The organism is Candidatus Polarisedimenticolia bacterium (assembly GCA_036001465.1).
In the GTDB taxonomy this organism is placed as follows: domain Bacteria; phylum Acidobacteriota; class Polarisedimenticolia; order Gp22-AA2; family Gp22-AA2; genus Gp22-AA3.
The window spans coordinates 1-14,692 of the sequence record DASYUH010000065.1; the positions used below are offsets into that span (position 1 = coordinate 1).

Annotated in this window: 9 protein-coding genes; all 9 read right to left on the minus strand. The window is 68.0% G+C overall.

Annotated elements, in window-relative coordinates; translation table 11 throughout:
* Positions 1–152 precede the first annotated feature (152 nt).
* Positions 153–587 carry a YraN family protein gene (locus VGV60_12875; protein HEV8702160.1) on the minus strand — a complete coding sequence of 145 codons (435 nt, stop codon included), beginning with the start codon at positions 585–587 and terminating at the stop codon, positions 153–155.
* On the minus strand, positions 584–1,219 hold the full coding sequence (locus VGV60_12880) for a hypothetical protein (GenBank protein HEV8702161.1): 636 nt from the start codon (positions 1,217–1,219) through the stop codon (positions 584–586). Before VGV60_12880 ends, VGV60_12875 begins: the two co-directional genes overlap by 4 nt.
* A 31-nt stretch (positions 1,220–1,250) precedes the next feature.
* Complete coding sequence (locus tag VGV60_12885) at positions 1,251–1,838, minus strand: zf-HC2 domain-containing protein (protein ID HEV8702162.1); 588 nt, start codon at positions 1,836–1,838, stop codon at positions 1,251–1,253.
* Between the two features lie 2 nt (positions 1,839–1,840).
* The gene (locus VGV60_12890) at positions 1,841–2,401 is read right to left on the minus strand and encodes an RNA polymerase sigma factor (GenBank protein HEV8702163.1); all 561 of its coding nucleotides are present in this window, start codon (positions 2,399–2,401) and stop codon (positions 1,841–1,843) included.
* A gap of 72 nt (positions 2,402–2,473) precedes the next feature.
* Positions 2,474–3,874 carry a cysteine--tRNA ligase gene (cysS, locus tag VGV60_12895; protein HEV8702164.1) on the minus strand — a complete coding sequence of 467 codons (1,401 nt, stop codon included), beginning with the start codon at positions 3,872–3,874 and terminating at the stop codon, positions 2,474–2,476.
* A gap of 41 nt (positions 3,875–3,915) precedes the next feature.
* Entirely contained in the window at positions 3,916–7,800 is a 3,885-nt protein-coding gene (locus VGV60_12900) for a TonB-dependent receptor (GenBank protein ID HEV8702165.1), read from the minus strand.
* A gap of 306 nt (positions 7,801–8,106) precedes the next feature.
* Positions 8,107–9,537 carry a sigma-54 dependent transcriptional regulator gene (locus VGV60_12905; GenBank protein ID HEV8702166.1) on the minus strand — a complete coding sequence of 477 codons (1,431 nt, stop codon included), beginning with the start codon at positions 9,535–9,537 and terminating at the stop codon, positions 8,107–8,109.
* Positions 9,534–12,344, minus strand: coding sequence for an ATP-binding protein (locus tag VGV60_12910; GenBank protein ID HEV8702167.1), 2,811 nt, complete (start codon positions 12,342–12,344; stop codon positions 9,534–9,536). The genes VGV60_12905 and VGV60_12910 overlap by 4 nt, the downstream gene beginning before the upstream one ends.
* Before the next feature lie 12 nt (positions 12,345–12,356).
* The gene (locus VGV60_12915; protein HEV8702168.1) at positions 12,357–14,447 is read right to left on the minus strand and encodes a carboxypeptidase-like regulatory domain-containing protein; all 2,091 of its coding nucleotides are present in this window, start codon (positions 14,445–14,447) and stop codon (positions 12,357–12,359) included.
* Positions 14,448–14,692 lie beyond the last annotated feature (245 nt).

Below are 14,692 nucleotides of genomic sequence, written 5' to 3' on the forward strand. Positions count from 1 at the left end.
GCGTCGGGAGAAAGGTCGGGGGGACGAAGCTGACTGCCCCGGACCATGGTCCGGGGCAGACCCTTGAACTGCATCGGGAGCCTCCTGTGGAGGCCCCTCTTCTACTCCTTCGTCTGTCTCATATGTATCTGAACCTAGTCACGCGCGGCGGATCAGGCTTCGAAGGCGTTCCGGATCAGGCGGACGCGCGCCGGCGATCCCGGTTCCTCGAGGACTTCGACGACGTCGAACCGGCACGGGGCCTCTCCGTCCCCGCGGCGCGCCAGGTAGAGGGAGGCGGCGCGGGCGATCCGGCCGCGCTTCCGGCCGTCGACCGCCTCGGCGGGGCGCCCGCAGGCCAGAGAGGAACGCGCCTTGACCTCGACGAAAACCAGGGTGTCCCCGTCCCACGCGATGAGGTCGATCTCGCCGGCACGCGTCCTGAAGCGGCGCTCCAGGATGACGAAGCCGAGCGACAGGAGGTGCCGGGCGGCCACCTCCTCCCCCCGTTGTCCCAGGCCGGTGTGGCCGGAGGCTCCGACCCGGCGGGCCGGTCCGTCGTCATAGGGTGGCCGGTCCTCAGCCAGGCGGCCGAAGGACGCGATCACAGGTCGTCCTCTTCGACGTCCGGTTCGTCCTCCGGGCCCGATCCACTCCCCGGCCCGTCCACGTCCGGTCGCGGCGGCCGGCGTCCGACATCGGGCCGGCGCCCCGGCTCGGGGCGGCGCTCCGCGCCCCGGCCGGCCGCCTCCCGGAGACGGCGTTGCATGACCCTGTGAAGTCGCTCTTCGAAGAACACCAGTCGCGCCTGCTGCCGCCGGGTCAGGCCATCGTCCAGGGCGCTCCGGAGCTGTCCCTCGCGGCGCCGGAAATCCTCCTCTCCGGCCCGGACCTCCCGGAGCGCTTTGTCGATTTCCTGATCGGAGGCTGTCTCGTCGACGAGAAGCGCCCGCAGCCGTCCGAGGGCCGAGCGCCGCGCGGCGGCGTGCTCGCGGCGCGCCTGCATCAGCTCCTCGAAGCGGGGGATGGCGACCGCTTCCTGGGCCTCCGTCAGGTGCAGCGCCCGGCTCAGGCGCGCGATCACCATCTGTTCCATGGCCTGGCGCATCTCTTCCGGGCGCTCCGGGCCGCCGGGGGCGCGGCGCGACCCGGGAGGTCGTCCCTCCGGCCCCGCCGCGCCGACCGATATCAATGCGAGCAGGACGAGACAGACCGCATGTCCGAACCGGACTCCGTTCATCGAGTTCCAGCCTCCTTTTTCCATGGGCCGGCTAGCCGTGCCCATCCAGCAGCTCCTCGACCAGCAGTGGGCCTTCGTCCGGCGGGACCCGGCCGAGGGCGTCCGCCGCATCGGGCGTGTCCAGCGGGGCGATTTCGTCCAGCAGGGCATTCAAGTCGGACAGGTCCTGATCGCGGGCCGGCGCCTCGTTCAGGAGCTCCGCCAGGCGGGCATCGGCCTCGGCCACCGGCAGGGCCCGCGGCGTGACCGTGACCGCCGCCTGCTCTCCGCCCGAGAGTTCCCGCGGGACGGATGGAAGGCGGACCTGGAAGATGGCGAGCCCCGCGACCGCGACGGCCAATGCGGCCGCCACAGCCGCCAGGCGCAGGAGGCTCCGGCGCCGCGCGGAGGCCGCGATGCGCGCGCGGAGACGCGATCCGAACGACCCCCAGTAGAGCGGGCCCGGGTCCGGCCCTTCGTCGTGCTCCAGGAGTGCGAGCGCCTCCCGGAGGCGTCCGGCCTCGGCCGCGCAGCCGGTGCAGGCGCCCAGGTGCGCCTCGAGCTCGCGGCGGGGCTCCGGATCGAGCTCGCCGGCGATCCACTGCGCGATCCGATCATGGACTGCGTCGCACGCCGGCATCGTCAGGCTCCCTCTCCCTGGCCGCCGCTCAAGGGAGCCAGGCGGCCTCGGAGGCTCCGCACCGCCTGAAAGAACGTCGCCTTGGCGGTGCCGATCGAGATCCCGGCGATCTGGGCAATCTCGGTGAACTTCATCCCCTCGTACACCTTCAGGAGCAGGACCTGCCTCTGGCGCGGCGGCAGGTCCCCCACCGCCTGCCGGACCTGGCTCTTGAGGGCGGCCTCGGGCCCCGCGGCGCCGCACGGCATCGCGAGGGCGTCCTGAAGGGGGACCGTCGCGCGTCGCGATCGGCGGGCCCTGAGGGCCAGGTTGATGGCGATACGGGTGATCCAGGTGCGGAACGACGCCTCCCCCCTGAAGCCGCGGAGCGACCTGTAGGCCCTCAAGAAAGCCTCCTGCGACACATCGTCCGCCTCCTCGTGGCTCCCCAGGAACCTGTACGCGATGCGGTAGATCGCGACGCGGTGGCGCTCGACCAGAAGGTCGAAGGCCCGCTCGTCCCCCTGGAGGAAGCGCGCCACCAGCACGTCGTCACTGTCCCGAAGGTCCGGGTCAGCCTGCATCGCCTCCTCTGGTTCTTAGACCCAGCCCGGGGGCGGCGGGTTTAGCCGGGATGGGGGTGGAGCGCCCCGTTTTCAGGCGCCCTTGCGCTTCCAGCGCACTCCCTGCGGGGTGTCTTCGAGGACGATTCCGCGTCCCAGGAGCTCGTCGCGGATCCGATCGGCCTCGGCGAAGTCCCGGCGGGCACGGGCCTCGGCGCGCCGGCGGATGGCGGCCTCGATGTCGGCTTCGAGGTCCACGCGCTGTCCGGGGCGGATGCCGAAGACGCTCGTGAAGTCCGCGAGGACACCGCGCACGGCATCCAGGTCCTGGCGGCCGATCCTCCCCGAATCGAGCGCCGTGTGGGTCTCGCGGACCAGCTCGAACAGGTGCCCGAGGGCCCCCGCCGTGTTGAGGTCCGAGTCGAGATCCTCGAGCATGCCCCGGTGCCTCTCCCGTGCCGTCGCCGCCAGCCCCCCTTCGGGCCCTTCCAGGGCCGGGGCGACCTCGTCGAGTCTCAGGGCGAGGTCGTCCAGCCGCGCGAGGGCGGCCCGGGCCTGCGAGAGCCCCTCGAGCGTGAAGTTGAGCGGCTTCCGGTAGTGGACCGAGAGAAGCATGAAGCGGATCGCCCGCAAATCGTAGCCGCGCTCCGCCAGGTCGCGCAGGGTGAAGAAGTTGCCCTTCGACTTGGACATCTTCTCCCCGTCCACGATCAGGTGGGCGGCGTGCATCCAGTAGCGCACGAACGGCTTGCCGGTGGCCGCCTCGCTCTGCGCGATCTCGTTCTCGTGATGCGGGAAGATGTTGTCCACGCCCCCGGTGTGGATGTCGAAGGTCTCGCCCAGGAGCTGCATCGACATGGCAGAGCATTCCATGTGCCAGCCGGGGCGTCCCGGGCCGAGCTCCGTCTCCCAGAACGGCTCGCCGTCCCGGGGGGCCTTCCAGACGGCGAAATCGCGCGGGTTGTCCTTGTCGTACTCGTCCGAATCGATGCGCGCCTGGCCGGCCCCCGCGGCCGCGTCCAGGTGGGACAGCCTTCCATACTGGGGAAAGGTGGAGATCCTGAAGTAGAACGACCCGCGGCTCTCGTACACGTGCCCCTTCTCCAGGAGCCTCTGCGCGAGGCGCACCATCTGCGGGATGTAGGCGGTGGCCCTCGGATAGTGCTCCGCCCGCTCGATGCCCAGGGCATCCAGGTCCTCGAAGAAGGCGTCGATGTACTTCTTCGTGTACTCCTCCAGGGAGAGGCTGGCCGCGCGCGCGTTGGCGATCGTCTTGTCGTCCACGTCCGTCAGGTTCATCACCTGCGTCACGCGGTAGCCCCGCAGCTTGAGATGCCTCCGGAGCAGGTCCTCCCAGAGGTAGGTCCTGAAATTGCCGATGTGCGCGAAGTCGTAGACCGTCGGGCCGCAGGTGTACAGACGAACCTCTCCGGGATGGAGGGGCTCGAACGCCTGCTCCCGGCGCGTCAGCGTGTTGTAGAAGAGAAGGGCCATCCGGGCGCAGCCGTCCCTCGCGGGTGGCGTGCGCCCGCGATCTAGAACTGGAACTCGATTCCGGCCTGGAAGCGGCGCCCGAAGTCGCGATCCGCGTCGAGCTGCAGATTGCCGCTCCGGTTGGGCGACGCGGGCTCGTACGTGTTGATGGTCAGGAAGTCCTTGTTCAGCAGGTTCTCGACCGTGAAGTTCACCTTGGCGTTCAACTTGCCGAGCACGAACGATTTGCGCGCCAGCAGGTCGATGGTGAAGATCGGATCGTTTCGATGATCGTTCCGGCGCAGGATCCTGAAGTTCCGATCCCCGTGCACGTCGGGCTCATCGGGCACGTAGCCGTACAGGAGGCGGAACTGCGGGTAGTCGAAGTTATTGAGCGCCAGGAAGTTGCTCACGATCGAGTAGGGCAGGCCCGAACTCCAGTTGATCGTCGTGCCGACCTGCCAGTCCTTCGGCAGGTAGGTGCTCGCGTTGAGTTTGATCACGTGCCGGAGATCGTCCGCGGCGTACGAGAACTCCTGGCCGACCGTGGCCGGATCGTCGCCGAGCGACGAGTCGAAGCTCTCCGCCTGGGCGCGGTTCCGCGAGTACGTATAGGACGCGTCCATCTGCCACTTCCTGCTCAACCGCTTGGTCAGCTGGATCTCGACGCCGCTATAGGTGGATCGATTGATGTTGCCGACCCGGAAGATCTGGTTGAAGAAGAAATTGTGGATGTACAGGTCCGGCTTGTTGTCGGGGGAGCGAGTGGACGCACTCTGGTTCGCGCTGCCCGGCAGCAGGATGCCGAGAGTGTCCAGGGGAGAAAAGCCATCGGACATGCAGCATCGGATGGAGTGATTGATGTCCCGATCCTGCAGCTGATCGCGGTACCGCTTGTTGATGTAGGTGAAGCGCAGCGACAGTTCGGGGGCCAGCTCGCGCTCGAACCCGATGGTCATCTCGTCCGAGAATGGAGTCTGCAGTCCCCGGTCGACCTGGCTGGCGCTCGGTGGCGCCTTGGCGAGGGGGGGCCCAATCCCGTTGTTCGGGACGCCCGAGGCCGAAACGCCGCTCGCATCGGCTTCGTAATAGCGGAAAATCGTGTCCGGGCCTTCCTCCGGAACGACGGTCTGGAGGAACAACCGGTCGTAGAAACGGCCCCAGTTCAGGTAGACCTTCGTCTTGGAGTCGGCCCAGGGGTCCCAGGAAATCGAGACGCGCGGCGCCAGGTTGTTGTTCGTCAGCCGGAACGCCTCGTGCTCCTGGAAGGTGGCGGCGCCCACCTCCCGCAGCTTCTGGCGGTCGATGATCAGGTCCCCCGTGACCGGATCTTGCGACACCGCCTCGGGGAACAGGCTCTGGAGGCTCGCTGCCACGACGGTCGTCGCCGTGTGGTGCTGCGTGAGGCGCGACGGCGCTATGCGCGTCAGTAGCGCCAGGTCCTGCTTGACGGCCCTGATGGAGGTGCTGTTGGCGTCATCGCCAGATGGAAGCCCAGGATAGTCACAGGGGCCGCCGATGCCCACTCCATTAAAGATCGGGTCGGCGCAGTATCCGTGGCTCTCGACACCGTCGTTGTTGCCGATCAAATCGTCCGGAAACCCTTCGTCGCCGCCGAGTGCCTTGAGGCGGTCATAGAGATCGCGCTCCGCGACCGGGTCGAACGGAGTATACCCGAACGAATCGGTCGCCTCGCGATCGAACCGGATGCCCAGGCCCAGGGTCAGGTTCGGCAGCGGCTTGTACGTGTCGACGGCGTACATGCCGAAGGTCGTGTTGGTGGCCTCGTTGAAGACATGGTTCTCGGCCGGCAGCTGGACTCCGATGGCCGGATTGATGGAGGCGCCGGCCAGCGGACGGGCGTGCGGAAAGAGGATGGGACGGAGATCGGTGTCCTGCTCGTAGGTCTCGCGCTCCACCACGCCCCCGTACTTCATGTCATGCTGCCCGTGCCAGTCGGAAACGAAGACCGTCAGATCTTCCTTCAGCGTGATGCGTCCCGTCTTCGCCTTGTAATCGGTGCTGCCCCGCTGCCCCGGGATGTTTCCGGCGTTCGGCCCGGTGGTACGGCTGGTGGCCTGGTCAATCTCGTAGTCCCGGTCCCGCGGAATCGGGAAGAACCGGCCATACGGATAGGAGGCTTCGATTCGATGAAAATCGGGGTCGCTGGGCAGGCCGAAGTTGATCTGATCGGATGGGATCGGACGAGTCCGGTCATCGATGTTCTGGTTGCGATTGCGATCCTCGATGTACGGGAAGATCAGGGGGAAATCCTCTGCGAACTGGGCGTCCCGGGTGTCCAGGTGACCGTTCCCGTTCCGATCCTCTCCGAGATCGAGGTCGAGGACCCCGTTGTGATTGAAGTCTTCGTCGATGTAATCGAGGTGGCGGTCCCCGTCCTTGTCCTCCGTGGGATCCAGGGCGCCGTTGTAGTTCATGTCCTCCCAGAACAGGTCGATGTGGCCGTCGCAGTCGACGTCCTCGCGCGTGTACCCTTCGCACCCCGCCCTCGACCGCGTCAGCTTCCCATCGCCGTCCCGGTCCTCCCCGAGGTCGAGCACGCCGTTGTCGTTGAGATCCTCGAAGATGTCGAACAGCGGAATCGGCAGATCGCGATCGAGGTCTTCTCCCGCATCGCGCTCGGAGGCGTCGATGAAATGATTGCGATTGCGGTCGACGAAGAGGACACCGTTGTGGTTGGTGTCGGCGTCGAGGGTCGGGATCGCCTGCGGGTTGGAACCGAAGTGCTGGACCGTGGTCTCGAGAAAGACGTTGGGGTTGAAGATCGACGTCTCCTTCAGCACGAGGTTCAACCCGCCGAGCTTCAGGGTGTAACCCGATTCGACCGCGGTGAAGGAATCGAGGCCGAAGTTCCCGTATTCCTGCGGATCGAGGGTGGTGGTGAACTGCAGCTTATGGTTCGTGGACATCTGCCAGGTCATCTTGCCGAAGATCCGCTTCTGGTTCGCGGACAGAACGAACGCCTGGGTCAAGGCGTTCACCGGGAGCTCGATCTGCCGGTACTCGGCGGTGAAGTAGTACCAGGCCTTGTCCTTGACGATCGGCCCGCCGACCGACACGGCGGGGTAGAGATCGTTGAACTTCAGGTCGCGAAGCCCGAGCTCCCCGAGGCCACCATGCTGACGGGGATCGTCGATGCCGGCTCCATCGCCGTCAAAGATGTTGGAGCGAAAGTCGAAGTTGAAGCTCCCCTCGAACTCGTTCCCCCCGGATTTCGTGACGATGTTCACGAAGCCGCCCTGGGCGCGGCCGTACTCGGCCGTCGCGCCGGCGGTCTTCACCTCGATCTCCTGGATCGAGTTCAGGTTCAGCTCCTGGCCGCGCTTGCCTGTGAGCGGGTCGTTGGTCGACACGCCGTCCACCAGCGTGACCACGTCGACGTCGCGCGAGCCGTGGATGGTCGGGTTGCCGTCGCCGTCCACGTCGGTCACGCCGGGCGCCAGGGTCAGGACGTCCTGGTAATCGCGGCCGAGGATCGGCAGGGAATCGATGAACTCCGAGGTGAAGACCGAGGAGGTCGTGGTGGTCTCGGTGTTCACGACGTCGGTCTGGGCGGTGACTTTCACCTTCTCCTGCATCTCCGCGCTGGGGCGCAGGGTGATCGTGGTCGTGAAGACCTTCCCGGCGGTGACGTCGACGTCCATCCTGATGGTCCCCATGCCGGGGAACGCGACCTCGAGGACGTAGCCCTTGCCGGGCGGCAGGGGGACGATGCGGAACTCACCCTTGGCGTCGGCGACCGCCCCCTGGCTGACCCCGAGAGAGCCGTTCTTGATCGAGATCCGGGCGCTGGGAAGCGGCGCGCCGTCCTTGTCGACGACCGTCCCCTTGAGCCCTGAGTTGGTCTGGGCTATCGCGGGGAGGCAGAGAACCGTGAAGACGACCGTCAGGCAGCCGGCAAGCAGGAGGAATCGTCTGGCATCCATCGGGATGAACCTCCGAGCGGGGCGGGCAGCGCCCCGGGGACCCCTAAGTTTGCACCGGCCTTTGATCAGCCTTCCTGTGAACGGTTCCCGTCAAGTGTATGAAATCGCGCAATACCCTGTCAAGAAATGGCGTCAGGCTTGGCCCTCCCACCCCCTCCACCGGGGAACCCGATCCGACGGGGTGAACCGGGCGGCTTCCTGCTCGCGAGGTAATTCTACTGTCAAGCCTCGATCTGTCAAGAAGATGATGAGGGGGGGCATGCGGGGCCTATGCAGCAGGGGGGGGAGGGGATCCCGGGCATGGCACTAACGATATTGAATCTTGAGCCTCTTGATCTTCTCGTTCAGGGTGGTCGGGTTCAAGCCCAGCCGGGCGGCGGCCCGTCGCTGGACTCCGTGCACGCTCTTCAGGGTCTCGAGGATGATCTCTCTCTCGAGCCGCTCCATGGTCTCGTAGAAGGACATCGTCCCGTCCATCTGAATCGGGCCGGGAAGCGGCCGTGCCCGGTCCCCCTGGAGGGTCTCCGGCAGGAGGTCGAGCCCGATGACGGGGGAGGAGGACAGCACGACCGCCCTCTCGATGACGTTTTCCAGCTCGCGCACGTTCCCCTGCCAGGGGTGCTCCACGAGAAGGGCGAGGGCCTCCGGGGCGACCCCGTGGACCACCTTGCCGTTCTCCGCCGCGTACTTGGCCACGAAGTGGTCGACCAGGAGAGGAATGTCCTCCCGGCGCTCGCGCAGCGGGGGGAGCTTGATGTTGATCACGTTCAGCCTGTAGTACAGGTCTTCGCGGAACTCTCCGCGCATCACCAGCTCTTGAAGATCGATGTTCGTGGCGGCGATGATCCGCACGTCGACCTGCAGGCTCTGCACGGCGCCCAGGGGAAGGAACTCCTTCTCCTGGATGACCCGCAGCAGCTTGGCCTGGACCTCCGATTTCACCGTGCTGATCTCGTCGAAGAAGATCGAGCCGCCGTTCGCCACCTCGAACAGCCCCTTCTTGGACTGGATCGCCCCGGTGAACGCCCCCTTCACGTGGCCGAACAGGTTGCTCTCCAGGAGGTCCGCCGGCATGCTCCCCGAGTTGACCACGACGAACGCATCGGCCGGGCGGCCCGACTTGAGGTGGATCGCCTGGGCGACCAGCTCCTTGCCGGTGCCGCTCTCTCCCTGGACCAGGACCGTCGACCGGCTGGGCGCCACCTGCTCGATCAGGCGGTAGAGCTCGAGCATCGAGGCGCTCCTTCCAACGAGCTCGCCGAAGCGCGCCCGTCCCTCCAGCGCCCGTCGAAGCGACCGGTTCTCGTCGAGCAGGCGCCGATGCCTGAGACCGGTGGAGAGAGTGCGCAGGACGTCCTCGTTCTTGAACGGCTTGACCAGGTAGTCGTGCGCCCCCATGCGCATCCCCTGGACCGCCGATTCCACCGAGCCGTAGGCGGTGATCATCACGACGATGCCGTCCGGGTCCCTCCTCTTGATCTCCCTGAGGGCCTCGAAGCCCCCGAGGCCGGGGAGCATCAGGTCGAGGATGACGAGGTCGTACTCCTGCTGGTCGAGCACCTGAAGTCCGGTTTCCGCGTCCGGCGCCAGGGTGGTGAGGTACCCCTCGCGGGCGAGGATGTCCTGGAGGACCTCCCGGATGATCGGCTCGTCGTCGATCACCAGGACGCGCGCGGCCTCGCCCCGGGCGTTGAGGGGCGGTTCTCTGTCCATCAGCTCGACCCTGGCTCCCTTCATGCCGAAACCCTCCTGACGTCGATCGCGGGCAGGCTGATCAGGAAACGGGAGCCCTCTCCCGGCGCGCTCTCGACCGACAGAGTGCCGGCGTGCTCCTTGACGATGCCGTACGAGACCGACAGGCCCAGGCCGGTCCCCTGGCCGCGGGCCTTGGTGGTGAAGAACGGATCATAGATCCGGTCCAGGTGCTCGGGCGCGATGCCGCACCCGGTGTCGGCCACCTCGATCTGGACCCGGCCGTTCTCCCCGCGGGCGGCGACCGTCAGGGTCCCGCCACCGGGCATGGCGTCGACCGCGTTGAGGAGCAGGTTCATCAGGACCTGCTGCAGGCGCCCGCGGTTGCCGTTGGCTCTCAGGTTCTGCCGCCCGGTCAGGCGCACCAGGTCGATCCGCCGGCCGCGCAGGTGCGCCTGGAACAGATCCAGGGTCTCCGCCACCATGTCGGTGATGTCCAGCGTCTGGTAATCGCCGTCGCGCTGGCGGGAGAAGTTCAGGAGGCTGGAGGCGATCGCGGCCGCCCGGAAGGCCTGCTGCTCGATCTTCTTCAGGATCCCGTATTCCGGATCGTCCGTCGCGCGCTGGCCCAGGAGGATCTGCGTGTAGGAGGAGATCCCGGTCAGGGGGGTGTTCACCTCGTGGGCGATCCCGGACGCCAGAAGGCCGATCGAGGCGAGGTGCTCGCGGCGCTGCAGCTCCTGCTCGCGCATCACGTTGTCGGTGACGTCGTCGATGGTGATGACCCGACCGCGAGGCAGGCCCACCGGATCCCGCAGCGCGGCCTGGGTGAGGTTCACCACCAGGCGGCGCCCGTCCCGCGTCCGCAGGGACGAGCGGTAGACCTTGATGCCGCCGTCCGGCAGGTCCTGGCCGTGCGCCGGGGCCGCCTCGTCCGTCGCCAGGGTGAACACGCCGGCCGGCATCACCTGGGACAGCGACTGACCCAGGATCTGATCGCGGCTGTCGCCGTAGAGCACCTCGAACCCGCGGTTCACGTTCACCACCCGGCCGCCCGAGTCCGTGACCAGGATGCCGACCCGGCTGCTCTCCAGGATGCTCTCGTTGAACTCGCGGAGCGCCTCCACCTCCCGCACCTTCTCGTTCACGGCGCTGTACAGCCTCGCCCCCTCGAAGGCGACGGCGGCGTGCCGGCAGAGGGAGATCAGGAGCTGCATGTCCTCGCTGGTCAGGGGCTCGCCGCCGCGCGGCGTGCCCACTCCCAGGATCGCCACGACCTCCCCCTCGACCGTCATCGGCAGCAGGTACTCGAGCCCGAGCGAGTCGATCAGGAAGGCGCCGGTCGAGGTCTCGGGCGCTCCCGGATGGTCGCGCAGGGAGAGGTAGTCGACCTGCCGCAGGATCCCCACCAGAGGATCGTCCAGGTCGATCGCCCGCGACGGCGGATCGGTGATCAGGCGCCGTCCCTGCGCCTCGCGCACGAAGACGCGCGCCACCTCGAGGTTGAACGTCCGTTCCACGCGCCCCAGGAACTTGCCGAGCAGCGCCGGAAGGCTGAGCTCGCGATTCAGCGCCTCGCTGAACTCGTTCAACGTCCGGCGGTAGTCGTAGCGCTCGCGGTAGAAGAACTGATCGACGACGCTCTTCAGCCGTCGGTGGATCCGCGGATAGAAAATCGCCATCAGGAAGGTCGCGAGGATCAGGGCGAGGTTGAGCCCGCGCGGCGTGATCCCCCCGGCGGCCCGGTCCATGACGACGTAGCATGCGGCATAGGTTGCGCCCGCGGTGAGCAGCAATCCGATGGCCACGATGCCGCGCTTCAGGAAGATGTCGAGATCGAGGAGCCGGTAGCGGACGATGGCCGCGGCGAACGCCAGGGGGATGACCGCCATCGGCAGGAGCGAGAGCTCGCTCCAGCCGCCGATGCGGATGTTGAGGGAGTGCGGCACCATGTAGAACAGCGCGGCCGGCAGGAAGCCGACCAGGCTCCCCCAGGCCATCCACTTGAGCTGCCAGCGCGTCTGCAGCCGGGCGGCCGACATGTAGGCGCGGACCGCCTTGACGATGCCGATGATGACGAAGACCGCGATGTAGACCTCCTCCAGGCGCTCCATCAGCCGGATCACGGTCAGCGGATCGGAGAAGTGGTACACCTGCTTGAACGGAATCAGGTAGAGGTGGTAGGCGAACAGCAGGATCGCCGGGACGTAGAACGCCGCCCGGCGAAGACGCCGCCGGTGCGCGCCGCCGTCCTCGTCCGCGAGCGCCCAGTTGATGTGCAGGAACAGGGCCGGGGCGAGGAGCCAGCCGGCCAGGTCGCCCCAGTAGCCCGACCAGTCGAGCCAGCCGCCCTGCCCGGTGCTCTTGAGGACCAGGACGAGGAACATCGCCTGGCAGAGGACCGCGAACGGGACCGCAGCGCGCGCCCGGGTGGCGCGCATCCAGACGACCACTCCGACGCCGAGGAAGGTGAGCCCGACGAGCGCCAGGTAGTAGTAGACCGGGGTGCCGCCGCCGACCCAGTTCGGCCGGACCATGAAGGCCGCCTCTTCGCGGTCGCGCTCGACGCCGTAAGCGAGCGTCAATCCTCTGGGGACCGCGAGGGGCGCCTCTTCGGCGTCGGCGGCCGCCGCGATCGTCCGGCCATCGATCGACAGCAGCCGGTCGCCGGGACGCAGGCCCCCCTTCCAGGCGGGCGATCGCGGGATCACGGCATCGGCGAGGACGCCCCGGGACGAGTCGACCCATTCGACCCCCGTTTCGGGGGCCACCTGGGTGACCTGGTTGTAGAAGTAGAGGGCGCCCCAGGAAAGGAGCAACGCTGAAATCGCGACGGCCAGGGCCTTCCGCATGCTAGGAGCCTGTCAGAAAGAAATGTCCACGCCGCCGGTGACGCGCGACGTGGCGCCGGAGTCGGGCAGGTCGGGGTCGTCCAGGGAGTCGTACTGCAGTCCCTGGTAGGCCATCAGGACCCTCCAGCGGGAGTTCGCGATGGCCACCCAGGGGAGGTCCTGATAAACGGCCAGGTCCAGGCGGCGGTAGTCGAGCGCACCGTCTCCCGCCTGGATCGCCGGCTGCATGGCGCCCGTCACTCTCCTGTAGTCGATGCGCAGCTCCGTGTCGGTCGGCCGGAACTGCGCCCTGAGCGATGTCAGGTAGTAGCGCGCTTCGCCCGTCACGAGGCTGCTGAGCGGGGCCTCCTGGAGAAACGGGCTCACCCGTCCCTCCACCCGCCCGAGGGTCCCGGCGAGGCTCCCGTGCACGAAGCCGAAGCCCCGCCCGACCTCGAATTCCATCTCGCGCAGTCCGGCGTCGGCGTCGGCGAGGACCGGCATCCCTTCATCCTGGAAGGCGGGAGAGGTCGGGCCGTCTCCGCCGCCGAATCCCTGGAACGGCGTGTAGGACAAGGTCGCGGCGAATTGCAGCCGGTTCTCGGGGCGGCGCGTCACACCGATCTCGTAGCCCAGGTTGCGCGTCCCTTGCAAGGCCTCGTCCGAGCGCCCGGGCATCGGGCCACCCGGCCCGGACGGCATCCGATCGTCGATCCTGTAGAGAAGGGCGGAGCGCAGGTAGAGGTCGCCGGCCGCCCACAGGGTGCAGGTCACGCCCACGCGGGGCACGAGATACGAGGACCCGGCCGCCCAATCGTTGTGGTACCCGAGACCGTAATGCACGACGGAGCGTTCCGCCACGCGCCAGTCATCCTGTCCGGAGAGGCTCAGGGCGCTCCCCTGGCCGCCCGCTTCGAGCGTCACCGGGCCCGAGTCGAAGCTGGACAGGAGCGCTCCCCCGTCACCGAGGTCGTAACGGTACGCGTGGACGCGCATGGACAGGCCGACGTCATGGGCGGCGGCCCGGAACGCGAGCCTCGCGGTCGCGCCGATGGATCGATCGGACTGGCCGTCGAGATCGGCGCCTCCGGCCGGAAGGACCGCCCGGGACCCGGACACGACGGACGGCTCCCGCACGCCCGCCTCCATGTAGGAGGCGCCGACGTGCAGCAGCGTCTCGTCGCCGAGCCGCCGATTCCACAGGGCCCGCACGCCGGCCGTCGTCCGCTCCTGATCGATGCCGTCCGCGGACCATGGTCCTCCGAGCAGGTAGCGGTTCGTGCCGTAGCGCATCTCGGCCTGCAGGCCGTCGCTCGGGCCGGGGCGGTAGTCGAGGCCGAATCCAAGCCCGGAGGATCGCCGCTCGCGGCGCGCGGCGCTGCCGGAATCGAGCGTCGTCGTGGAACGACCGGCCAGGCCGTCGAACCTCCAGGACGCCTGGCTGCCGGCCGGCCCGCGCAGGGCGAGCCGCGTGGAGCGTCCCGACTGGTCGCCCGGTCCCGAGGACTCCCCCCCGAGGAGGCTCCCCCCGCTCAGGCGCTGGACGAACTCCCCGTCGATCGGCGCCAGTCGAGCCCATGAAAACGCCGGCCGCGGAGCGACCGCGTTCCGCGCCAGCCATTCCTCCAGACCGGGGTCTCGATCGCGCAGGACATTGCCGTCCGACTGTCGCAGGATCCAATCGAGATCGCCCGGGCCTTCCCCTTCGCCGGCCGGACCGCCGCCGGAACCCTCATCGGGCTCCATGGTGATCACCATCCGGTTGCGCGCCAGCAGATTGACTTCGCTCAAGGCGACCTCGTATCCCGGTTTGAATGCGGCAATGCGGTACCGTCCGGCGGGCAGGAGCGCCGAAAACGAGCCGTCGGCGGCGCTTCGAGTCACGTGCGTGCCCCCCGCGCCGGCCGCAGGTCTGCCGCGTAGATCCGCCTGGATCTCGGCCGAGAGGCGGGGGCGACCCACCGGCATGAGGAACAGGGTGGCGTCGGCGATGCCGCCCCCCCGCGCATCCACGAGTCGTCCCGCGAGAGGCTTGTCTTGAGCGAGCGCAGGCGTCGACGCTCCCCCGAGGATGAGCAGGAGGCCGGCCATCGCGAGGCACACCGTGCCGGTGCGTTTCCTCATTGGCTCCTTGACAGCCATCCGGACGGATCGAGCCAGCGGGCGTACGCGTGCGAGCGAAACGGGGATATTGTGGCCGATGGCGCCCGGTCGAGTCAAAGGAAAAGGAAAATGCCCGACGAGCGTGGAGGCGGGGTGCGGCCGGGTCAGGCGGCCATGGGGAGCCTGCCCCAGTCCTCTCTCCAGGCGAGGACCTCTTCCTCGCGCCAGCGCCTGGGGGCCAGGCCCAGGGCCTGGGCCGGCGTGAT

Bases quoted from the DNA above. Each gene is read 5' to 3' on its own strand.
- VGV60_12885 (HEV8702162.1), bottom strand. From the start codon at position 1,838: ATGCCGGCGTGCGACGCAGTCCATGATCGGATCGCGCAGTGGATCGCC.
- cysS (HEV8702164.1), bottom strand. From the start codon at position 3,874: ATGGCCCTTCTCTTCTACAACACGCTGACGCGCCGGGAGCAGGCGTTC.
- VGV60_12915 (HEV8702168.1), bottom strand. From the start codon at position 14,447: ATGAGGAAACGCACCGGCACGGTGTGCCTCGCGATGGCCGGCCTCCTG.
- VGV60_12890 (HEV8702163.1), bottom strand. From the start codon at position 2,401: ATGCAGGCTGACCCGGACCTTCGGGACAGTGACGACGTGCTGGTGGCG.
- VGV60_12910 (HEV8702167.1), bottom strand. From the start codon at position 12,344: ATGCGGAAGGCCCTGGCCGTCGCGATTTCAGCGTTGCTCCTTTCCTGG.
- VGV60_12900 (HEV8702165.1), bottom strand. From the start codon at position 7,800: ATGGATGCCAGACGATTCCTCCTGCTTGCCGGCTGCCTGACGGTCGTC.
- VGV60_12905 (HEV8702166.1), bottom strand. From the start codon at position 9,537: ATGAAGGGAGCCAGGGTCGAGCTGATGGACAGAGAACCGCCCCTCAAC.
- VGV60_12880 (HEV8702161.1), bottom strand. From the start codon at position 1,219: ATGAACGGAGTCCGGTTCGGACATGCGGTCTGTCTCGTCCTGCTCGCA.